21 protein-coding genes and 1 riboswitch are annotated in these 23,308 nt (G+C 41.6%); of the genes, 5 read left to right on the top strand and 16 right to left on the bottom strand.

Going from position 1 to position 23,308, the window contains the following annotated elements; all coding sequences use genetic code 11:
- Positions 1-468: 468 nt before the first annotated feature.
- From der to G7Y32_RS00585, 8 genes are all read right to left on the bottom strand, one after another.
- Positions 469-1,779, bottom strand: coding sequence for a ribosome biogenesis GTPase Der (der, locus tag G7Y32_RS00620; protein ID WP_004226789.1), 1,311 nt, complete (start codon positions 1,777-1,779; stop codon positions 469-471).
- A 161-nt stretch (positions 1,780-1,940) separates the two neighbouring features.
- The gene (dnaI, locus tag G7Y32_RS00615; RefSeq protein ID WP_165209191.1) at positions 1,941-2,840 is read right to left on the bottom strand and encodes a primosomal protein DnaI; all 900 of its coding nucleotides are present in this window, start codon (positions 2,838-2,840) and stop codon (positions 1,941-1,943) included.
- Positions 2,841-4,010 (bottom strand): replication initiation and membrane attachment family protein, encoded by a 1,170-nt coding sequence (locus G7Y32_RS00610; RefSeq protein WP_165209188.1) that lies wholly within the window; start codon positions 4,008-4,010, stop codon positions 2,841-2,843.
- Entirely contained in the window at positions 3,997-4,494 is a 498-nt protein-coding gene (gene nrdR / locus G7Y32_RS00605; RefSeq protein ID WP_004225597.1) for a transcriptional regulator NrdR, read from the bottom strand. Before nrdR ends, G7Y32_RS00610 begins: the two co-directional genes overlap by 14 nt.
- A 143-nt stretch (positions 4,495-4,637) precedes the next feature.
- The gene (locus G7Y32_RS00600; protein WP_004227876.1) at positions 4,638-5,324 is read right to left on the bottom strand and encodes a response regulator transcription factor; all 687 of its coding nucleotides are present in this window, start codon (positions 5,322-5,324) and stop codon (positions 4,638-4,640) included.
- Between the two features lie 90 nt (positions 5,325-5,414).
- Positions 5,415-5,951, bottom strand: coding sequence for a YceD family protein (locus G7Y32_RS00595; RefSeq protein ID WP_165209185.1), 537 nt, complete (start codon positions 5,949-5,951; stop codon positions 5,415-5,417).
- A 527-nt stretch (positions 5,952-6,478) separates the two neighbouring features.
- Positions 6,479-7,375 (bottom strand): zinc metalloprotease HtpX, encoded by an 897-nt coding sequence (gene htpX, locus G7Y32_RS00590; protein WP_165209182.1) that lies wholly within the window; start codon positions 7,373-7,375, stop codon positions 6,479-6,481.
- 9 nt (positions 7,376-7,384) lie between these two features.
- Positions 7,385-7,936, bottom strand: a complete 552-nt coding sequence (locus tag G7Y32_RS00585; RefSeq protein ID WP_004229648.1) for a LemA family protein — start codon at positions 7,934-7,936, stop codon at positions 7,385-7,387.
- Positions 7,937-8,223: 287 nt separating this feature from the next.
- Between G7Y32_RS00585 and rsmG the strand changes: the two genes are divergently transcribed.
- From rsmG to G7Y32_RS00570, 3 genes are all read left to right on the top strand, one after another.
- Positions 8,224-8,937 (top strand): 16S rRNA (guanine(527)-N(7))-methyltransferase RsmG, encoded by a 714-nt coding sequence (gene rsmG / locus G7Y32_RS00580; protein WP_165209179.1) that lies wholly within the window; start codon positions 8,224-8,226, stop codon positions 8,935-8,937.
- A 17-nt stretch (positions 8,938-8,954) separates the two neighbouring features.
- Positions 8,955-10,334, top strand: coding sequence for a TrkH family potassium uptake protein (locus G7Y32_RS00575; RefSeq protein ID WP_165209176.1), 1,380 nt, complete (start codon positions 8,955-8,957; stop codon positions 10,332-10,334).
- Positions 10,335-10,413: 79 nt separating this feature from the next.
- On the top strand, positions 10,414-11,085 hold the full coding sequence (locus G7Y32_RS00570; protein WP_165209173.1) for a potassium channel family protein: 672 nt from the start codon (positions 10,414-10,416) through the stop codon (positions 11,083-11,085).
- A 778-nt stretch (positions 11,086-11,863) separates the two neighbouring features.
- On the opposite strand, the gene G7Y32_RS00565 is transcribed toward G7Y32_RS00570, so the two are convergent.
- From G7Y32_RS00565 to G7Y32_RS00530, 8 genes are all read right to left on the bottom strand, one after another.
- Positions 11,864-12,694, bottom strand: a complete 831-nt coding sequence (locus tag G7Y32_RS00565; RefSeq protein WP_165209170.1) for an energy-coupling factor transporter transmembrane component T family protein — start codon at positions 12,692-12,694, stop codon at positions 11,864-11,866.
- Positions 12,684-14,366 (bottom strand): ABC transporter ATP-binding protein, encoded by a 1,683-nt coding sequence (locus G7Y32_RS00560; protein ID WP_165209167.1) that lies wholly within the window; start codon positions 14,364-14,366, stop codon positions 12,684-12,686. Before G7Y32_RS00560 ends, G7Y32_RS00565 begins: the two co-directional genes overlap by 11 nt.
- Positions 14,367-14,368: 2 nt before the next feature.
- Entirely contained in the window at positions 14,369-14,914 is a 546-nt protein-coding gene (locus tag G7Y32_RS00555) for an ECF-type riboflavin transporter substrate-binding protein (RefSeq protein WP_004229605.1), read from the bottom strand.
- A 15-nt stretch (positions 14,915-14,929) separates the two neighbouring features.
- Entirely contained in the window at positions 14,930-15,772 is an 843-nt protein-coding gene (locus G7Y32_RS00550; protein ID WP_165209164.1) for an SAM hydrolase/SAM-dependent halogenase family protein, read from the bottom strand.
- 176 nt (positions 15,773-15,948) lie between these two features.
- Entirely contained in the window at positions 15,949-17,196 is a 1,248-nt protein-coding gene (gene sstT, locus G7Y32_RS00545) for a serine/threonine transporter SstT (protein WP_004227231.1), read from the bottom strand.
- Positions 17,197-17,322: 126 nt separating this feature from the next.
- Entirely contained in the window at positions 17,323-17,964 is a 642-nt protein-coding gene (locus G7Y32_RS00540) for a phosphatase PAP2 family protein (RefSeq protein WP_165209162.1), read from the bottom strand.
- Positions 17,965-17,985: 21 nt separating this feature from the next.
- On the bottom strand, positions 17,986-18,555 hold the full coding sequence (locus tag G7Y32_RS00535; RefSeq protein WP_165209159.1) for an ECF transporter S component: 570 nt from the start codon (positions 18,553-18,555) through the stop codon (positions 17,986-17,988).
- 120 nt (positions 18,556-18,675) lie between these two features.
- Positions 18,676-18,810: riboswitch (FMN riboswitch) on the bottom strand.
- A 542-nt stretch (positions 18,811-19,352) separates the two neighbouring features.
- The gene (locus G7Y32_RS00530; protein WP_165209782.1) at positions 19,353-19,901 is read right to left on the bottom strand and encodes a tRNA (cytidine(34)-2'-O)-methyltransferase; all 549 of its coding nucleotides are present in this window, start codon (positions 19,899-19,901) and stop codon (positions 19,353-19,355) included.
- Positions 19,902-20,422: 521 nt separating this feature from the next.
- Here G7Y32_RS00530 and trkA point away from each other — a divergent pair.
- Positions 20,423-21,772: a Trk system potassium transporter TrkA gene (trkA, locus tag G7Y32_RS00525; RefSeq protein WP_004225985.1), complete on the top strand. Its 1,350-nt coding sequence runs from the start codon at positions 20,423-20,425 to the stop codon at positions 21,770-21,772.
- A 10-nt stretch (positions 21,773-21,782) separates the two neighbouring features.
- Positions 21,783-23,222, top strand: a complete 1,440-nt coding sequence (locus G7Y32_RS00520) for a TrkH family potassium uptake protein (RefSeq protein ID WP_165209156.1) — start codon at positions 21,783-21,785, stop codon at positions 23,220-23,222.
- Positions 23,223-23,308: the final 86 nt, after the last annotated feature.

The raw sequence follows: 23,308 nt of genomic DNA, 5'->3' as shown, positions 1-23,308 counted from the left end.
TCAGATAACAGAGCCATTTCTCAGAACTCTTAGGAGCCTTAGCTTCGTGCTGTTAAGAAACAGACGATTGTAGGCATTGCAAAAGTAGCAAGTCTGTGAAAGAATGTCCGTGAGAATATCATTAGATGTAAGCTTGGCTTAATAGAGCTATCCAACTAGCTTTTCACAGTTCAACCTGATCATCCCACCCCTGCGCTAGCGATCGATTTTGACATAATAGCCGATTGCTACGAGAAACATTGTGAATCATTTGAGCACCAGTAACCTGCTTCTTCTTGCTGTTATTTTATCAGAACCTCAATAATTCCTGACTATTTTAAGTAAACAAATGGGCCGTCTCCACTAATTTACTCAATCTTTACGCTTGACCAATCAGCACGCATTTGGTGTTACTAAACCGTTGATACTATCCGACAATGCAAATACAGTTGCAAAGAAGCATCTTTCGGCTTCCAGCTTCACTTGAGCTTATTTTCGCTTTCGAGCAATCAAATGAATAGGTGTTCCTTCAAAGGTAAAGGCTTCACGTATTTGATTTTCTAAAAAACGCATATAGGAAAAATGCATGAGCTCTTCGTCATTAACAAAGATAACAAAAGTCGGCGGTTTAACCGAAACCTGAGTTGCATAAAAAATTTTCAGGCGCTTGCCTTTATCAGTCGGTGTTGGATTAATAGCAACCGCATCCATAATCACATCATTAAGTACAGCAGATGGAATCCGCGTGTTTTGACTCTGGCTGATGCCTTTAATCAGTTCAGGCAACTTGTGCAGGCGCTGCTTCGTTTCCGCTGAGACAAAGACAATCGGAGCATAGCTTAAGAATTGAAAATTATCCCGAATATCTTCTTCCCATTTGCTGGCTGTATGGTTGTCCTTTTTGATGGTATCCCACTTATTGACCACGATGATAATTCCCTTACCAGCTTCATGGGCAAAGCCAGCAATTCGTTTATCGTAATCTCTGATGCCTTCCTCAGCATTGATAACCATGAGGACTACATCCGAACGGTCAATTGCCCGCATAGAACGCATAATAGAGTACTTTTCGGTATTCTCGTAGACCTTCCCAGATTTCCGCATGCCTGCAGTATCAATCATGGTGTACTCTTGTCCCTCATCATCAACGAAGTCCGTATCAATAGCATCCCGCGTAGTTCCAGCGACAGGGCTGGCGATTACTCGCTCCTCACCCAGCATGGCATTGATAAGACTGGACTTGCCAACATTGGGGCGGCCGATCAGGCTGAACTTGATAATATCAGGATTGTCATCGTCTTCTTCAACCGGAAGACTTTCAACAATGGCATCGAGAATATCACCAGTCCCAATGCCGTGAACAGAGGAAAGAGGGTAAGGATCCCCTAAGCCCAGTGCATAAAAATCATAAATATCGTTACGCATCTCCGGATTATCCACCTTGTTGACGGCCAGAATAACCGGTTTGTGGGTGCGATAAAGGATCTTGGCTACATATTCATCGGCATCTGTCACACCTTCCTTGCCGGAAACAACAAAGACGATGACATCACTTTCAGTCATAGCAATATCCGCCTGATGCTTGATCTGTTCCATAAAGGGAGCATCAACATCATCGATACCACCTGTATCAATAATAGAAAACTGGCGATTAAGCCATTCCGCTTTAGTATAAATTCGGTCTCGGGTTACCCCTTCCACATCTTCAACAATGGAAATGCGTTCACCCGCAATCCGATTAAAAAGGGTCGATTTCCCCACATTAGGACGACCCACAATAGCCACAGTAGGTAAGGCCATTTGTTTTCCTTTCTTGTCTGACTTATAGGTAAAAGAGTCAGTTATTTATAAATCTAGCTCCTAGGGAGCCAAGCAATACTTTCTGGCAAATTAAATTTAGCAGGCGAAACAGGAGCAAGTTCCTTGCCTAGGAAGCCATTCACCTTGCGCTACCCTCAAAATCACCGCCGATTCTCACCTAAGAGGTGAACGTCCTTAGCGAGATAGCGAATACGTTCCATGACACGCTTAGCCTGCCAAGATTCATCGGCCCCTTTGATATTGCCAAACTTAGCTTCCAAATTAGCCAAGCTATAGTTGGAAGTGAAGAAGGTCGGCAATTCTTCCAACATTCGATGCTGCAGAATTACTTGGAGAATTTCATCCCGGACCCAAGAAGTGGTCTGTTCAGCCCCAATATCATCTAGGATAAGGACTGGAACCGCCTTGACTGCATCAATTTCCTCCTTGACGCTGCCAGAATTGATAGCATTTTTAATATCAATAACAAAGCTGGGATAATGAAGCATGGTCGTCTCAACAGCCTTTTTCTCGGATAACTCATGGGCCATGGCTGCCAATATAAAGGACTTCCCAATCCCCATGTCTCCGTAGATATAAAGTCCCTTTTGATTCGGACTTGGATAGCGATCAACAAAATTGACCAAATACTGGAAGACATCTGAACGCGATCCTGTAAGATCAACATCTTGAAAGGTGATATTCTTATAGGATTTAGGTAGGCTGACTACATGGATGCGATCTTCGATAGCCCTTTGCGCCTGAGCCTGCTTGAGGGCCTTAGTTTCCTTGTAGGAAACATCTGCATAGCCTTCATTCATGGTTAAAATAGGCTCGTAACCCTTGGCTATGTAACTGCTATCGCCTGTTTGAAACTTCCGTCGCTCCACCAAGAATTGGTTGAACTTGGGGAGGCTGCGTTTGATTTCTGCCTGACTCAGCTGGTGCTCTGAAATAAAACTAGCTACCGCCTGATCTGCCATGATTTGATTGGTCAAATCGTCTAAATTAACCCGACTGGCATGCCCTGTCCGATTAAGAGTTTGTCCGATACTTTCCATCTAGTCACCTCCTTTTTCTAATCGCTGGAGCATTTGTCGCTTCATTTCATCTAATTTTGCCTGCTCCTCAGGGCTGGTCTCTTCCTTATAATCTGGATTACTCCAATCTGGCACACTGGAGGTCGTCTGCTTAGCCGCCCCCTGACCTTTACTTTTAGAATAACCTTGGCTATGCTGACTGAGCACTGTCAGGGCAGATTCCGCACTAATCGCCTTTTTTGAGGAAACAATATTCGCTAGACTCATCATAGCATTCCTGCCCAAGGTAGCCGAATTATTACGTTTGAAATAATAGACAACCATGATATTGATAACTTCATCAAGGAAATCCATCTCCACCAAATCTGCCAAGATTTTCTTTTCCTTGGCAGTTGTTGTTACAGCTCCCAAACCAGTTTTAACTTTAGCTAAGAAATTCTCTGGGGTAGAAGCCTTGGCTTCTCTGAGGATGACCTCTTCCTCGTGGCTGAATGCAGCCGACTGAGATTCTTGTCCTTGTCGCAGCTTAACAACAATCCGTTTGGGCAGAATCTTATGGTGGCTGGACGTTTCCTTAGCCAGCTGATAAACATCAAACCAAGTCAGCTGAAACTTTTCAGAAATATTATTGAGGGCGATGACATCCTGCTTTTCATTAGCGAAATAGAGACCATCAAGAGTCATCCGCTGTTTGAAGCTCTCCAAATCAAAATTAGTTTTGGGCTGCACAGGATGTAGTTCCACTTCTCCCTTATCAGAAAAAACGTCTGAAAATTTCTTAGAGAGATTACGCAGATGGCTGATGTCTTCCATTTCCAGCTCTGCTACCGCCACATCGCCGATATGACTTTCTAAGAGGCGACGATAGACTGGATTCGCTAGAAAAATTTGGGCAGTCAGGGGCTCTCTCAGCTCAATGATATAATTAGAGAGATCTTGATAAAATGCCACCAGGTCCATACCAGTTAAGACCGCCAGAGCCGCTTCAAAGCGAGGCAGGTCAAAGAGGGTATGGTTAAGGATTTCGGCGAACTTATGAATTCTTCCTCCGCCGTCATAAAAACTAGTCAGATATTGATAGACCACTGCAGCATCGCTGCCTATAATAGGCAGGTAGAGCCTGATCAAATTGGTCATATCCCTGCTGACCTGATTATTTTTCACAAAAGAAAAATCATCAATTGGTTTCATCGTTTACCTTATTTTTCTTATTTTTACTACGAACACGATTGGTAATTTGTTGGAGGAGATTCTCGATTTCATCAACATCCTTGAAGGAGCGATAAACACTGGCAAAACGGACATAGGTAATTTCATCCAGATCAGCCAACTCATCCATAACCAGATTGCCAATCACCTCACTCGACACTTCGGAATCATACTCACTGCGAATTTTCTGCTCAATCCGACTAATAACATTCTCAATATCAGTGCTAGAAACCGGCCTCTTTTGGGCACTTTGGATAATACCATTGAGAATCTTATCACGAGAGAATTGTTCCCGAGTTCCATCCTTTTTCACAACCAAGAGGGGCACTTCTTCAATTCGCTCAAAGGTAGTGAAACGAGTCCCACAATGGTCACATTCACGACGCCGACGAATAGTATTGCCATCCTCAGCCTGACGACTGTCAATGACGCTAGATTTATTATTATTACATCTTGGGCAACGCATAAAAACACCCCAATTCTATCATATTTTAGTAATACTTTATTTTACCATACTTTGGGACATAAAAAAAGGATTGACTCTCCCTGCCAAACCTAATCTTATCCCATTTTTACGCTATTTTTGAATCTATCCTATCTAAGTTTTCTCTAATGTTCTCGAATGACATAGCCTAAGCCTCGAACAGTTTGGATATAAGATTCATGACCGGGAATATCAATTTTTCCACGGAGGTAACGAACATAAACATCCACAACATTAGTCTCAACTGTGCCATCGTTATAGCTCCAGACATAGTCCAGCAATTCCTCTCGTGTCATAACCGTATTGATATGCCGCAATAAGGTCGACAAAAGAGCAAATTCTCTTTTAGTCAGAGCTATGGCTTCTCCTCTGCGGATAACCGAACGGCTGGCCTCATCCATAATTAAATCCTGATAAGCCGTTTGATTAGACTTAGGAGGCTTGCGTTTCAAACCCTTGCGTTGGAAAATTTCATCAACCTTATCCAAAAGCTCTTCCACTGCAAAGGGCTTAACCAAGTAATCATTTGCCAAGCCCTCTGTTTTGGGTAAATTTTCCACATCTTCACGATTGACCATCAAAACAGTAGAAACTTTCTTGACCTTCTTGATTTCTTGCATGAGTTTCAAGCCGTCCTGATCAGGGAGGTTGAAATCAATAAAAATCAATTCAAAATCCCTTTCCAATGCCATTTTTAAACCAGAATGACCATTCTGACTGACAAATGCCTGATAGCCTTTTTCCTGTAACTTCAAGGACACCAACCTTGATAAACTTTTCTCGCCTTCGATTAATAGAATGCGTTTTGCCATTATCCACTACCTCCTTCTTTTTCTTAGCTAATCCACATTTTCATCTGAGACTAGCTAAATCACCAAATAAACTAAACATTCGATTCTCTACTAATCTGGATCAAAAAGACCATCCAAAGCAGCAAAGGGATTATTAGCTTCTTTATTTTCCTCCTGTAATGCCTGGTATTGCGATTCTGTTAAAACTGACCAATCATTACCCGCTGGCAGGCTATCATCCTCAGCTTCCTCCTGCGTTAAAACTCTGAGCGGAATGTTGAGTAAAATATTATCAACAACACTTTCCTCTAAATCAATGGTATCAGTTTCCAAGATCAGAACTAGGTCTTCATCAACCAAGTCTTTCTTAGCTTCAACCCGGCTAGCCTCAATAAATACCTCTGAAACAAAGCAGTTATTATCAAAGGCAACCGGTTCCATTGAACGACTGGACGGCAGGGTCAACTGATAAGTCAAATCATAATTGAGCAAGAAAAGCCCATCATCAAATCCTACCAATCCCTTGGCTCTAACGTCTTTAACATCAATAATCTCTGGATTTCGACTTAAAAGCAGCGACTTAATATCTAACTCTTGGTCGAAATGAAGTCCCTCTGGATTCTTCTTTAATTCTGCAATATTAAACATCTTTCTCCTTAGTATGACCGAACGAAACTAACAATTAGAACCTACCGCTTCTCACTTATCAAACAAAATAAGACAGTCATCTTTTAAACATCTGCCTGATACAACTTTACCCACCTAGCCTAGTAACTTTACTATCATAGACTGAAGCAAATAGGTATCGTAACTCACCTACCCTACTCAAATAACTCAGTAAACTGTTCGAACCTGTCGCCTTAAAGCTGAAAAACAACGGTTGATTGCTTTGGCTCGTGTCGCGACAAAGCGTAGCTTGCTGAAGCCAACACCCCTTCGTTTTGATCTTCAAGGGGATTAGGTAGTAATCACAAGGATAATCTCAATTTCTCCCTAAAATGATTGCTCTTAATATAACAGAAATAGTTTTCAATCTCTTTACAATCAAACAAAAATCGCCCTACAGGGGCGACTTGATTTGTTATATTAAAGATAAAAGGACGCAGTCTCTAAATTTTATTCAGAATTAGCTCACGCAAGCCTTATCCGTTATCCCTCCTTCGAGAGCGAACCTTTTAAGCCGCCTCCAGTCGCGCAATTCGATCCGCAATCGGTGGGTGAGTAAAGAAGAGCGCCTTCATTCCACCTTTCTTTTGAGGATCATTGATATAAAGCGCTGCACTGGCATCATCGACATGCTGTTGCATAGGCTGAGATTGATCCAATTTTTTAAGAGCATTGATCAGCCCTTGTGGATTTCTGGTCAACTCTACCGAACTGGCATCCGCCAAATATTCCCGCTGGCGAGAAATAGCCAGCTGAACCAGACTGGCAGCCAAAGGAGCTAAAATCAGAGCCACCAAAGAAAAGACCAGCAGGATGATACCTAGGCCGCCGTTATCACGATTGTTGGAACGTCGGCTACGACCGCCACCCCACCACATCATGCGGCCGCCGATACTAGAAATCAGAGTGATAGCAGAAGCTAGAGCTACTGCTATCGTAGAAATTCGAATATCATAATTGCGGATATGACTGATTTCATGCCCGATCACCCCTTCTAATTCTTCACGGTTTAGGACTGCAAGAATACCAGAAGTTGCAGCTACAGCAGCATTTTCTGGAGAAGAGCCTGTTGCAAAGGCATTGAGGGAAGGATCGTCCACAACAAAGACTCGAGGCATAGGGACTTGAGCCACCATAGCCATATCCTCAACAACATGGTAGTAATCAGGATATTCCTGAGCTGTCACTTCACGAGCATTGTTCATGGACATAACGACATTGGTCGATTGAAAAATCATGGAAACGGCGTAGATAGTTCCGATGATGAGGGCGATGATAGTTCCTCCAACTAGGCTGTCCAGCCAGAGATAGCCAACGGCCGCCCCAATTAGGCTTAAAAGCGCAAAGAAAAGAATCAGCAGCACAAAGGTACGGCGTTTATTGGAAGCAATCTGTTGATATAACATAGGCAATTCCTATAGGTTAAAATCAACTTTGGGAACAGCTTTTTCATTCTCAGCTGTTTCCAAAAATTGAACAGGTTTGAAACCAAAGATAGCAGCCACCAGATTACTAGGGAAAATTTGCAACTTAGCGTTGTAGTTAGCCGTTGTATTGTTATAGAGTTGACGAGAGTAGGAAATTTTATTTTCCGTATTGGTCAATTCTTCCTGTAATTTGACAAAACTAGTATTAGCCTTTAAATCAGGATAGTTTTCTGCCACCGCAAAAATTCCCGAAACCTGCTTAGTAAGAGCGTCACTAGCTTGCATCGTTTCGGCAGGAGATTTTGCTTGTGTCACCTGTGCCCGCAATTCCGAAATTTTCGTTAAGGTTTTTTCTTCATAGGCTGCATAACCTTTTACTGTTTCCAACAAATTTGGAATTAAGTCATTACGACGTTTGAGCTGCACATCAATTTGACTCCAGGATTCTTGAGTCTGCATCCGCAGACGCACCAAGCCATTGTAACTGATGATGACCAAAAGCACTAAAACTGCCACTAAGGCAACTATAATCCATAACATAAATTGTCCTCCATTTTAAAACATCATCTAAACTCTTATAAATTAAACTAAGTTCAAATCAAAAAAATCGTCCGGATGATCAACAAGAAAAATTCTCAAATCCCTCCACGATCATCTTTATTATAGCAAAAATTGCTAAGAGGAGATAGTCGGACAAATGGATTTCTTTCACTCTCATCAAAATCCTGACAAAACTGACAGCAGAACAAGTAGGCTTAGTCTTCTTTTATTGAGCTTTGAGACCTACAGTGGTAAAATAAAGCTATTATTCAATTTGAGGGAGAAAAATGACACCACAAGAATTTTACGAGTTACTAGCCAGCCAAGGCTTTACCCTATCAGAACAGCAGAAAAAGCAGTTTGAAGACTACTTTGAATTGCTAGTGACTTGGAATGAGAAAATCAATCTGACAGCTATCACTGATAAGAAGGACGTCTATCTCAAGCACTTCTATGATTCCATCGCACCTGTCCTACAAGGGTTAATCAAGAATCGTCCTCTTCGCTTATTAGATATCGGAGCTGGAGCTGGTTTTCCCAGCCTCCCTATCAAGATACTTTGTCCCGAGATTGAGGTGACCATTATTGATTCTCTTAATAAGCGAATTAACTTCCTTAATGAAGTTGTAAAAGGCTTAGGGCTGACAGGAGTCCATTTCTTTCATGGACGAGCCGAGGATTTCGGACAAAATAAAGATTTTCGCGCCAGCTTTGATATTGTCACTGCCCGAGCTGTCGCCAGAATGCAGGTTCTCTCTGAGCTAACCATCCCTTTCCTTAAGATTGGCGGCAAATTATTGGCCCTCAAAGCCACTGCCGCTGATCAGGAACTGGACCAAGCCAAGCAAGCTCTTAGCCTCTTATTTGCCAAGGTTCAATCCAATAACACTTATCAACTACCTAATGGAGACAGCCGCACTCTCATAGTCCTCGAAAAAAAGAAAGAGACTCCCAAGAAGTATCCTCGAAAGGCTGGTCTTCCAAATAAGAAGCCCCTCTGATTGGAGTCCTTTTACCTATGACAAAGTTTAATGTTATTAGAAATTTATCTGTTGCTCAGCAAATTAGCGCCAGCTTTATTTCTGTTATCCTGATTGGCAGTCTGCTTTTATCCTTGCCAATTACACAATACGATAATGCCCCTGCCACAAGCTATTTAGACCATCTGTTTAACACAGTGTCCATGGTTTGCGTGACCGGACTTTCTGTTTTTCCTATTGGAGATGTTTATAATGGTTTGGGACAATTTCTCGTGATGTGCCTGATGCAAATCGGAGGATTAGGGCTGGTCAGCCTGATCGCCTTTAGCTATTATAGTATTAACAGACGGATGTCCCTCAGACAACAGGAAATCCTTCAATCTTCTATCGGCAATAATTCCAGTGCTGATCTCAGGCACTATCTTTTTCGGATTTACAAAATCACCTTCGCTATCGAATGTCTCGCCGCCCTAACCTTAATGATTGATTTCGTTCCAAGGTTTGGCTGGCAGAACGGTGTCTTTAACAGTTTCTTCCTAGCTGTTTCTGCTTTTTGTAATGCCGGTTTTGATAATCTTGGCTCAACCAGCTTGATTCATTACAAGCTCAACTGGATTGTCAACTTAGTCGTAGCCTTTTCCATTATTTCGGGTGGATTGGGTTTTCGCAATTGGATGGCTCTGATTGACCTTGCTAAATCTTGGTTCAAGGCGTCTCCCCATAAACTTAGCCTCCTCAAGAGGAATTTAACTATTCAAACTCGCTTGGTCCTCACTACCACAGCAATCATCCTCGTCATTGGTACCCTGCTGGCTTGGATTTTAGAGCAAGATAATCCTGGCACTATTGGAAGCCTAAGTTTCTATCACCAAGTTCTCGTCAGCTTCTTCCAGACAGTCACTATGCGGACAGCTGGCTTTGCAACAATTGACTACACCAAGGCTGGCAATGCTGTTAACTTTATTTTTATGATTCAAATGCTAATTGGTGGGGCTCCAGGTGGTACAGCCGGAGGGCTCAAAGTCATCGTAACCGCTATTACCTTCCTTATCTTTCGATCGGAATTTTTGGGACAAACTCAAGTCAGCGTTTATAACCGTACTATTCCAACTCGTATTGTTAAACAAACTTTGACTATCCTCATCTTCTTTTTTGTCATTTTAGTCATTGGCTATATTTGTTTGCTAGAATTTGAACCAAATATCTCCCCTTTTAGGCTGTTCTTTGAAGCCTGCAGTGCTCTCGCAACTGTCGGTGTTTCGATGGATGTTACCAGCCATTTATCAACAGCTGGTCGTTGGGTCATCATGGCTTTGATGTTTTTTGGGCGAGTCGGGCCAATCACTGTGCTTCTTAGTTTAAGACAAAAGTCCAAGCAAACAATTAATTATGCCCGTGTTGACCTTACTCTGGGTTAAAAGGTGAGAATACTAGGTGCTTCTATCTAATACTGGATAGAATGCTTCCGTCTAAATTTTATTTTAAGAGGAATTTTTTATGTCAGAAAAAATTATTGGTGTTTTAGGTTTGGGAATTTTTGGGGCCACTTTGGCTGAAAAACTAGCCAAGTTTGGTGAAGAAGTTATCGTCATTGATAACAAACCCAACCATGTACAAGATATTGCCGATTTAGTCAGCAAAGCCATTATAGGCGATATTACCAATATTGAGACTCTCAGGGATGCCGGAATTGACCAGTGCCAGCAAGTTATCATTGCAACAGGAAACAACCTAGAAAGCTCCGTCTTAGCTATCATGCATTGTAAAAAGCTGGGGGTTCCCTACATAGCCGCTAAAGCTAAAAATGAAACCTTCGAAGAAGTACTCTACGAAATCGGTGCCAATCGTGTGATCTCACCTGAACGAGAATCTGGTCGCACACTCGCTTCAACCCTGATGCGGCATCGTATTCATAATATCTTTTATCTGGAAGAAGGGGTTTCTATCGTAGAATTTGAATTACCCGATAGTTGGCAGAATAAAGAGCTAGCCAAACTCAATCTGCGTGATAAATATGATCTCAATGTCATCGGCTATCGGCTCCGAAAAGACGCCAAACTAAACACAGACATTAATCCTGACACTATTTTCCCAGAGCAAGCGACCATCGTTGCAGTCGCTAGTTCTGATACCTTTGAAAAGTACGACTATCTCAACTACTTAAAATAAATAAAAAGACAAAGGGCCCTGACCATGAGTTGATGTACTATGGTCAAGGCTCTTTGCCTTTAGGGTCTTATCAATCATCCAAGTTGTTAGACCGATAGAACTGCATTCCCTAAGCTGTTGGGAAAAACGTATTTGAACATCAGCTCAGCTATATTCAACAACCATTTAAAAATGATAGATCAAGCAATGGATGATAGAACAAACCTGAGGCTGGGAAAAAAGTATCCCAGCCTTCTATTTTTTTGCAGTAATAACAGTTTGACACAGTGATTGGGAGTAAGATTTCTTGGCTATGCCAAGAAATCTTACTCCTGCACAGTTCATGAGGTGCTTTAGCACCAATGAAACACTGCTGATTGTTTTCCCTTTTGCCACAAGGTCAAAGCGGAAAATCTAAACAAATAAGATAAACAAAGTTCATCACATTAGGTACAGGTTGGCCGCTGTCACTTGCATGGTAGTTAAACAGTCCAGTGACTGTTTAAGGGGGCACCTGAAAATAGGAATGCGCCCGACATAAGTACCGCAATCAACCACTGCGTCAATTTGGTAAATCTAGAATAATGCTAACGAGTTTGGACTTTTTATACGTAATCTTCAGGGATTACAATGCTTTGTGGGTGATTGCACAACAATCATCGCGGTTTGTCCCAGACTCTTCCTACAAACGATAAAATAGACTAATATAGCTACAAATACTTCTTAAGGCGTTATTAACCATCACCAATCCTAACGACAAAGGCAGAATCAACCTTTGCTTTTAATGAGTATAAATCGATTAAGTCCAAGGATTATAAAACCGCCCATGATTCCAAAATATTAAAGCTAGACTGCAAAGCAAAATAATAAAAGCTAAAACTAGAACCCACCAATCTTTTCCAGTCATCGGCTGAGCCTGATACCAAGTCCGCTTCTTATACTTTCCAAAACGCCGCAATTCCATTGCTGTCGCTATGGTATCAATCCGCTCTAAAGAACCGAAAATCAAAGGAATGACAATCTGTAAATTGCCTTTAATCCGACTGACTAGATTGGCCTTCCTAGACAATTCCAAGCCACGCGCTTCTTGTGACAACTTAATCATACCGAATTCCTCTTGAACATCGGGGATATAGCGCAAAGCTAGACTAACAGAATAGGCCAATTTATAAGGCAGACCAATTCGATTGAGACTGGCAGCAAACTGACTGGGATGGGTAGTCATTAAGAAGAGAATCGCCAAGGGAACTGTGCAAAAATATTTAAGAATCAGATTAAAAAGGTAAAAAAGCTCCTGACTGGTAACATAGAATCGTCCCCAGCCGGCAAATAATAGCGTTTTAGCCCCATAGATTTCCTCCCCATAGGACGGAGCAAAAAGGTAGACCATGAGTAAATTAAACAAGGCAATCAAAAAAACTACTGTCATAGCAAAAGAAATATCTGCCCATTTAATCTTAGCCCAACGAAAGAGAAATACAGCACAAACGCCAAGCATCAAAATAAAGCGAGTATCATAAGTAGCCATGCAGGCAATGGAGACTAGAATGAAGAAAATCATCTTGCTGCTACCAGATAGCTGGTAGAGAAAACCCTGGCCTTGACGATAACCAATAAATTTATTTGCCACCAGTAAGCTCCTCCTTCCTGTGACGGTAAAACTGACTCAAAGCCAGAGGATCCAGTCCTAGCTTATCAGCCAACCGAAAGATGCTGGTTTCCTTCAAGTTAGCCTTCCGTAACAGATCTCGATCCGAGAGAACTTCTATAGGAGATTTATCAGCCAAAATCTTTCCATCTGCTATCACCAAACAGCGGTCTGAATAATCCAGCATCAATTGCATATCATGGGTAATCATGACAATCGTTTGCCCAGCTTGATTGAGCTCATCCAGAAAATCCATGATTTCAGTATAATGCTGCATATCCTGACCAGCCGTTGGTTCATCCAACAGAATAATTTCCGGTTCTAAAACTAGAATAGAAGCAATAGTAACTCGCTTCTTCTGTCCATAAGATAAGGCTGAAATCGGCCACTGACGAAACTCATAAAGCCCACAAGTTTTTAAACTGGCAAAAACTTTTTCCTCTACTGCTTTTTCCCCAAGTCCCCGCAGACGCAATCCCTTAGCAACTTCATCAAAAATCATGGTCTGACTAATCATCTGATTAGGATTTTGCAGGACATAACCAATTCGGCTGGCCCTTTCCTTGATCGAATCATTCGAAATATCCTGTCCCTGCCAAAGAAATTCACCATCAGCTTCAACAAATTTGGTCAAAGCTTTGGCTAAGGTGGACTTTCCAGCACCATTTTTACCAACAAGAGCAATGCGTTCTCCTCTTGCTAGGTCTAGGTGGATTGCTTTCAATATAGGATAATTGAATCTATAGCCAAAACTAAGCTGATTAACACTTAAAAGAGGCTCCTTAGGCTGACTAGACCGACTAATCCCTTGTCCGGCAAAATCAATCTGAGGAAGATTCATATTCTCTAAATCTGAAAGAGACGATAAACTTGCCACATCCAGTCCTAACTGACGTAAAACCGTGATGTAAAGAGGCTCACGAATGCCATTCTCAGCCAGAATTTCTGAGGCTAAAAGTTGATCCGGAGTCCCTTCAAAAAGTACCTGACCATCGTTCAGCACAACGACCTTGTCCACCGAGCGATAAAGGACATCTTCTAAACGGTGCTCAATAATTAAGGTCGTCGCACCAGTCTCCTGATGAAGTTGGTCAATAAGGGCAATGGTATCCTGACCAGATTTAGGATCCAAATTGGCTAACGGCTCATCAAAAAGCAAAATCGGGCTCTCATCAATCAGTACCCCTGCCAAACTGACCCGCTGCTTCTGACCACCGGATAAATCTTGTGGACGATGATCCAGTAAATCCAAAAGTTCTAACTTGTCTGCCCAGCTATGGACCGTGTGAACCATTTCTGCCTGCTGACAGCAGTCATTCTCTAAAGCAAAGGCCAAATCTTCTGCCACGGACAGACCGATAAATTGACCATCAGTGTCCTGCAAGACCGTGCTGACCAAGTGGGATTTTTCATAAATGGACGTGTGAAAAGCGGGTTGACCATTAATCATCAAACTGCCAGTACTTTCACCCTGATAAGTATTAGGAATAATGCCATTGATGGTCTGAGCCAGAGTTGATTTTCCACAGCCAGACGGACCGATAATCAGGACCTTTTGCCCCTTTTCAATAGTCAGGTTAAGTGACTTTAATGTTGGCTCCTTTTGGGCATCATATTTAAAAGAAAAATCCTTAAATTCAATAAATGGCTTCATAATTAATCTTTTGAAAGGCTTCCCGACTGAACTCGGGTCTTAGCATAAACTGTTAACAGTATAGTGCCTCCGATTGCAATAGTCAGAACATTAGCTGTCCCAGCAATAAATCCCTGAGCAAAGAGATAGGACCAAGCCTGTTTATACATCAAGCGGTCGCCAAGTGGGCAAATGAGCCCGTAAGCGATATAAACGGTAATGATCTGAACCAAATTGAACCCAATCAATTCTTTAAGAGCAAATTTCCCTTTACTGACATCATAGAAGCGGCGGAAAAGACCAATACCTAAACCAATCAGACCGCTGGCCAAAACCCAGGCCCAGGAGATATTACCATATTGAATCCCATCCTTTAAGGCATGGCCAATAAAACCGATGAAAAAGCCCGCTACAGGTCCAAAAATAACCGAAAAGAGGGCTTGCACCGCATATTGCAACTGGATACTAGTATTCCCAAAAATCGGAATATTGATAAACATACCAATGATTACGAAAAGAGCGGCACCAATTCCTGTTGCTACAACAGTTTTAATAGAATTATTTGTCATAAAGATCTCCTCCAGTTAAATCTTTTTGATTTCAATACGCCACTGGGGACCAACACCAACATTGTAGGCCTTGGCAAAAGACCCCTGATTAATGGCCAGCCCAACACGATACAGTGAATTAATATAAATAATCGGTTGTCCTATCCGCACATCTGCAAATGATTTCCCATAGGTGACCTGATTTTGGTATACCAACATATCATTATTAAAAATAGTTACCTCAAAGCGGTCACCAAATTGAGGATTCAGAGTGTTGAACTCGTCATTTCTGATGGAAGTCCAAAGCGATCCAAACCTGACATCTAAGATATCAACTGCTCCACGAATCAGATTCTTCTCAAGCACAGTCTTAACAACCGGCAGTTCAACAATTCCCTCAACCGAAAATTCTGGCCCAACATCCTCAAAAGCAAGGTGGCCCGAAGCTAATTTAGCGCCCGTATAGGCATAGACATCCCGACCGTGGAAGGTGTAGGAAAGTTCCGTATTTTCACGACGATTTTTCAGTTCAGAAATTTCACGAACAGCCTTGATGCCAATATGTTTTTTTATATAAGACAAAGTCCCATTATCAGGTGTAACAATATACTGATTTTTCTCTGTCAGAGCAACGACACTTTTGCGGTCAGACCCAACACCTGGGTCGACCACAGAAACAAAGGTCGTCCCTTCAGGCCAGTATTCTACTGTCTGAAAGAGACGGTAGGAACCCTCAAAAATATTATAGGGGGTAATATCATGAGTCAGGTGGTGAATTTTCAAATCACCAGCTTCTTGCAAAGCAACCCCAACCATAGCCGAAACAGCTCCGTCAACGAGACCAAAATCTGATTGTAAGACCAATAAATTATTTGCCATAGATGTCCTTCTTTTCATTCTTGTTGCCCTTCATTATAGCATATTTGACCAGCTCTTCAGCTTAGATTTTTTCTATAACCAGTTATAATAATCTCTCAGCAGGTTAGCTAATTTCAAAGCAACCTCATCTAAGCAAAGAGCTCCGACCATGGATAGTCAGAGCCCTTTTGTTATAGCTAAAGTTTAACTGATTTATTAGTCGATTTTTCTCTCCCCCAGGCTGACAGTTCAGCAACTGCAGTAAAGAGAACATCGGTTGATGAATTGAGAGCAGTCTCACAGGAATCTTGAATAACACCAACGATAAATCCAGCTCCAACCACCTGCATGGCTGTATCATTATCAATTCCAAACAAGCTGCAGGCAACTGGAATTAAAAGCAATGAACCTCCGGCTACCCCAGATGCCCCACATGCTGAAATAGCAGCCACTACACTCAGAATCAGAGCTGTCGCAAAATCTACATGAATCCCCAGAGTTGAAGTCGCTGCCAAAGTCAAAACATTGATGGTGACAGCGGCCCCAGCCATATTGATCGTGGACCCCAAAGGAATAGATACCGAATAAGTATCTGGATCCAAGCCAAGGTCCTCACAAAGCTTCATGTTGACCGGAATATTGGCAGCCGATGAGCGAGTAAAGAAGGCCGTCACACCAGATTCTCTCAAGCAACGTAAAACCAAGGGATAAGGATTGCGACGCATCATGATAACAGCAATGATTGGATTGACTACTAAAGCAACAAAGGCCATCGTACCCACTAGGACAAGGATTAAAATACCATACCTGGAAAGAACACTAATCCCATTCTCTGAAATGGTTGTAAAAACCAAACCAAGAATTCCAAAAGGAGCTAGATTAATAATCCAGCGAACAATCTGTGAAGTTACCTCAGCAATCGTATTAAGCAATTCCTTGGTATGCTGACTGGCTGTCCGCATGGCAAAACCAAAGACAACTGCCCAAACCAAAACTCCGATATAGTTAGCTTCAACTAGAGCGTGGATAGGATTATCGACCATCTTCAAAAGCAAAGCCTGAAAGACAGCTCCCACCCCTTTAGGTGATTGAGAAAGGCTTGAAGCTGCCTTTGTCGCTGCACCAGATAGAGTCAATTTAATGGGAAAAAGATAATGAGAGATAACAGCAGTCAGAGCAGCTGCAAAGGTACCAAACATATAGAGACCGATAACAGTGGTCATATTGGATTTTTGTCCTTCACGCGTTTGTGATAGAGCGTTAGCTACTAGGGCAAAGACCAAAAGAGGGGCAATAGCCTTCAAAGCACCAACAAACAATTTTCCTAGGAGACCAATGATGGTAAGCTTGGGAAGGACCAAACCAAGAACAGCACCACAGACAACACCAATGGCAATTCGTTTCAATAAGCTGGTGCGATTCCACGTTGATAAAATTCGTTTCAATATTCTACCTCTTTATAAAGCTGAAATGTAATATGATGTATGAAACCATCTTAATACAAAAGACTGAACTCGTCAATACGGCTGGGAAAATTAAGGATACAAAAGAGAAGATCCGAAGATCTTCCCTCACTTTTGTTTATTTTTGAAGCGCCACTCAAAGCGAAGCTCATCGTAGAATGGATAGACTAAATTTAAAACACCGTAGCCTAGGATAAAACTGGCAAGAACATCCGTTGGATAATGTACTCCCAGATAAATCCTCGACAGACCGATAAGAAAGATAACTAATCCTAACAAAAATTCTACAAGGTAACGAATAACTTTTTGTTTAATCCGCTGACGGGCGATAATAATCATACCACCAACGATCAGCATCAATACTAGAGAATGCGCACTGGGAAAAGAATACCCTGTTTCTACTACCAGATGCCGAATTGATGGACGAGGGCGCTGATAAAGATTTTTTAAAATTACTACTAAGACAAAATCAATGATCCCCAGCAGAGTCAAAAAACCAGTTTCTATATACCATTTCCTGCCAATCATAAAACCAACAATCACTACAAATATAATCAGTAAGCTTGAAGAATGCGTTATAGTCCTAAAGAAGGCTGTCAGAAGAGCCGGTAAATCCCCTCGAACAGCAGATTGAATAGACTTATCGAACCCTTGCAGGGAACGAGGGTCAAACTTAACGATATAACCTAAAATAACAAAGAGCAGGGCTGCAAAGCTAGCTCGAATAAAATATTTTTGTCGATTATGCATAAAGATATTATAACACAGGGTCTATAATTTTGCTATGAGCGGTCTGATGGCCAAGTAGAGTAAATAAAAGCTGACTGCAAAAATTACCCCTTCAATGAGATTAAAAGGAAGGACCATGGCAAAAAGGTAGTTCGCCATTCCCAAAATAGCCTTAATATCAAAATTAGCAAACTTAGCATAGAGAGGAGCTGCATAAATATAATTTAGAATAATCATGGCAGCCGTTAAACCTAGTGTCCCCAAACCAGCTCCCAGACAATAAGATTTAAGTGTCTGCTTTTTTTTCCATGTCAGCCCCAGCGTTGCTATAAAGAGACTGAGAGCAATATAGTTCATTGGCAAACCAATCAAGGTACCAATACCTCCGTTATTTAAAAGCAATTTTAACAAAGTGCGGAAAGTTAGAACTGCAAAAGCACTCTTGAGGTCAAAGATAGCAAGTGCTAGAAGCACTGGTAAAATTGAAAAATCAACCAGCAAAAAGCTAGCCCCTGGAATCAGCGGAAAGCTAAAATACATGAGTAAGAAGGACACCGCCGAAAGAATGGCAATATAGGCCAAACGACGCGTCGATTTGATAGATGTTGACATAAAAAATTCCTCCAATTTTTTCCAAATTGAAGGAGGCTAAGTCATTTTAGAACAAAAGATCTAGGTACCTTAGCCCTTAGATGAGCCCAGCTACCTTAGAGTTCCTTTGTAGCACAAAAAACTTGTCTCCTCCCTTCCAGACTGTACTGTCGGTTGTGGAGTTCCACCACATCAACCTCGTAAGGTTCGCGGACTTCTGCTTCTTTGGAAGCCGTCACCGCCGGTCGGGAATTTCACCCTGCCCTGAAGACATTCTAAGCATAACAAAAAAGGCCGACAAAAGCAAGATTATAAATCTTAAAAACTTACTTAATCTGGTCAAGTATTGTCTAGCCTATAAAATTTTTTCAAATAAGGTAAAACACCTCTGACACAAAAGCGAAACAAGCCATACTTTTAATTTTGAATTTAACTTTATGGTTTTGGAAGAAATATTACCTACGAAAATTGTCATTCAAGAATTAAAGAAACATCTGGGACAGTCCCTTATGAGTGTATTTCTTCATAAGGGACTGTCCCATTCTCAAGTTAAACTGGTCCCCATCTAAGAACCACTCATTAAGCCATCATCTCTTTGACAAAAGGAGACTAGAATCGTTTTTTTATCTTACCTACTTTATCAAACGAACTATTACTTTATGGGTAAGGGACTTTTAATTATCCCCATTATCATAAACTAAAACAAAAAATCTCGGACCGCTAAGTCCGAAATTTTTGCTAACCAATTTAGAAATGAATCGATTCTGAAGCAGATAACCTTGTTCAAATTCTCATTTGAACACTAGTGATCACTTATCTTATTTCAATTTGTCATTTTCGTAGGTATGAACTAAATCCAGATGGCTGAAATTCTGCTGCCGCAAGGCTTCATAGACAATCATGCAGACAGTGTTAGAAAGATTGAGACTACGAACATGCTGATCATTCATAGGAATCCGCATAGCTTTCTCACTATTCTTTCGCATAAAGTCCTCTGGCAAGCCTTTGTCCTCTCGCCCAAAGATGAAATAATGATCCTGATCATCTGCATAATCGATATCAGAGTAAGTGCTTTCAGCAAACTTTGACACCAGATGGACAGCCCCTTGACATTGAGCTAGAAACTCCTCTAGGCTATCGTAGAAACTAATATCCAACTTATCCCAATAATCCAGACCTGCTCGCTTCATCTTACGATCATCGATAGGAAAGCCCATAGGCTTAATAATATGCAAGGGGCTGTTAGTAGCTGCACAAGTACGAGCAATATTACCCGTATTAGCTGGAATTTGCGGCTGAAAGAGAACCACATGATTGCGACCTTTGGTCTCATGATAGTTTTCCTGAATGAAGGGCTGAACGACCATAACTACCTCACAAGATTTTTCCCGATTTTTCATTACCATTTCATTTTTTCACAACTTACAAAAAAATAACCACGCTGCCCGGAGTCAAGCTCAGCAAACAGCATGGTTGGTGGTGGCTCATTAACTTAAATCATAACAGGTTTGATTTAAATCAACGATTCTCTACAGTTTAGTATAACACTCTATAGCTAGAAGTCAACACTTACTAAATAAAAATTTTAAAATATTACAAAAAGGATGACTCTTACACTAGTTTCAGAAAATTCTTCTTTACAGTCCTAAAACTAGTTCATTTCAATCTTATTTCAAGATTTATTATTTTAAAAAAAGGGGTGATTTTTCTACAAAAAAAGAGTAAGATAATATATTAGCTTAAGCCTTTTTGGGCTATTTTAAAAAGCTAAAGAACCGATTTTTATCTCAGCTAAGCATCGCACAAATGCAATGAATGTAAGCCCATGCTTAAAAAACATTAAGGCTTATAAAAATTCGGTCCATAGATTAACATATAAGGAAAAGCAATGAAAATTATTGTTGTCGGCGGTGGTAAAGTCGGTACCGCCCTTTGTCGTTCTCTAGTCGAAGAAAAGCATGATGTGACCTTAATTGAAGAAAAGGAAGAGGTCTTGGGGCGTGTTAGCAGACGCTTAGATATTATGGGAATCGTTGGCAATGGTGCCAACTATAAAATTCTGGAGCAAGCTGATGTCCAGCACTGTGATATTTTTGTTGCTATTTCCGACCAAGACGAAGTCAATATGATTTCGGCCGTCTTAGCTAAAAAAATGGGGGCCAAGGAAACCATCGTTCGGGTCCGTAATCCGGAATATTCCAATGCCTATTTTAAGGATAATAATTTCTTGGGCTTCTCCATGGTGGTCAACCCTGAGCTTCTAGCAGCCCGTTACATTGCCAACAGTGTTGATTTTCCAGGAGCTCTATCGGTTGAACACTTTGTCAACGGCCGCATTATGTTGATGGAATTCAAAATCACTGAAAAGAGCAGGCTTTGCGACCTTTCACTCGATCAATTTCGCCGGAAATTTGGTAATATCTTGGTCTGTGCCATCAAGCGTGATGGCCAAGTCATTATTCCTGACGGAGATGATCAGCTGCTCACTGGTGACAAAATCTACGTGACCGGCGACCGCATCGAAATGATTCTCTTCCACAATTTTGTCAAAAGCAAGGTCATCAAGAATATGATGATTATTGGAGCAGGACGAATTACCTACTATCTGCTCAATCTCTTGCGCAACACCAAAATTAAGCTCAAGGTCATTGAAATTACTGAAAAGCGTAGCCAATACTTTAGCCAAGAATTTCCAGAAATCCCTATTGTTTTGGGAGACGGAACCGCTAAAAATATTCTGGTTGAAGAAGGTGTTGAAAACTACGATGCTGTGGCTACACTGACAGGGGTCGATGAAGAAAATATCATCTCTTCCATGTTTCTTGATACCTTAGGAATTGAAAAAAACATTACCAAGGTTAATCGAACCAGCCTTTTGGAAATTATCGACACCGATGGATTTTCCAGCATTGTTACACCAAAATCCATTGCGGTCGACAGTATGATGCATTTCATCCGCGGCCGGGTCAATGCTCAAGAATCGTCAAGTTTGGATGCTGTCCACCATATTGCTAATGGTAAGATCGAAACTCTCCAGTTCGAAATCCGTGAAAAGAATAAAATCGCCGGTAAGCATCTGGCTGATGTGCAACTCAAAAAAGGAGTCTTGGTGGCTGCTATCATCCGTAAGGGCAAACCGCTGTTTCCAACCGGACAGGATACTTATGAGGTCGGTGATAAAATCGTCGTGGTAACCCTGCTGACTAATATCACTGATATTTACGATCTTTTGAAATGAGGTGGCCTGAATGAATCGTTCTATGGTCCGCTACCTCCTAGCGAAATTATTACTGATTGAAGCCGGTCTGCTGACTGTTCCCTTGTTTGTCGCTCTCATCTACCATGAGGATTGGCAGGTATTTGCCAGCCTACTGACTACGATGGGAATTCTTGGTCTGCTGGGCTTGACAGGCTCTGCCTTTAAACCCAAAAACTATCGTATTTATACGAAGGAAGGGATGTTGATTGTCGCCCTCTGTTGGATTCTCTGGTCCTTCTTCGGAGCGCTGCCCTTTGTCTTTTCCGGTCAAATTCCCAGCCTAGTGGATGCCTTCTTTGAAGTCAGTTCAGGTTTTACAACGACTGGCGCTACTATCTTGCCCGATGTCAGCGTCCTCTCCCATGCCCTGCTCTTTTGGCGGAGTTTCACTCATTTAATCGGGGGGATGGGAGTATTGGTCTTTGCTTTGGCAATTATGGAAAATTCTAAAAATGCTCACTTGGAAGTCATGCGAGCAGAAGTTCCTGGCCCCGTCTTTGGTAAAGTAGTCTCCAAACTTAAGAACACCGCTCAAATTCTCTACATTATCTACTTGGGAATGTTTGCTATTTTTGCAGTCATTCTTTGGTCTTGCGGTATGCCCTTTTACGATAGTGTCATTACTGCTATGGGCGGTGCCGGCACTGGAGGCTTCGCTGTCTATAACGATAGCATTGCTCACTACCACAGCAGCCTGATTACAGTTATCGTTTCCATTGGAACCTTGATTTTCGGAGTGAATTTTAATCTCTACTACTTCCTCTTGATTCGGAAGTTCAAGATTTTCTTTGGTGATGAAGAACTGCGAACCTACCTAAGCATTGTAGCCATAGCTACAGGACTGATCTTCCTCAATATTTTCCACCTGTATGGCTCTTGGGCTCAAAGTTTGCGCTACTCCTTCTTTGAAGTTTCCAATGTTATCACCACGACCGGCTTTGGCATTACCGACCTAACCAAGTGGCCCCTTTTTTCTCAGGTTATCCTTTTAGTGCTGATGATTATTGGGGGATCTGCTGGTTCTACAGCCGGTGGTTTCAAGGTTATGCGTTCATTGATTGTCAGCAAGATTACCAAAAATCAAATTCTAAAAACCCTTTACCCCAATCGGGTCATGTCCCTCCATATCAACCATAGCCCGCTGGATAAGGCTACTCAGCACGGTATTCTCAAGTATCTGACTGTCTATGCTATGATTTTCATAGGACTGATTTTATTAATTAGTTTGGACAATAATGATTTTATCATTGTTGTTAGTGCTGTCGCCTCCACTTTCAACAATATTGGTCCAATGCTGGGAACTGCGGATACCTTCGCCATTTTCAGTCCCTGGGCTAAGTTTCTCATGTCTCTAGCCATGATTGCCGGACGTCTGGAAATCTATCCGGTTCTCCTCCTCTTTATCCCAAAAACTTGGTCTAAATATTAAGACTAAATCAAAAGGAGCTGTTCGGTAAGAATGGCTCTCTTGCTAAAAAACGGAGCTAGGTAGAACCAGCTCCGTTTTTTTGTTTA

The sequence above is a fragment of the Streptococcus tangpeifui genome (genome assembly GCF_011038795.1).
Classification (GTDB): domain Bacteria; phylum Bacillota; class Bacilli; order Lactobacillales; family Streptococcaceae; genus Streptococcus; species Streptococcus tangpeifui.
The sequence above is the reverse complement of the archived record's forward strand: the minus strand, read 5'-3'. Positions and strand labels throughout refer to the sequence as shown.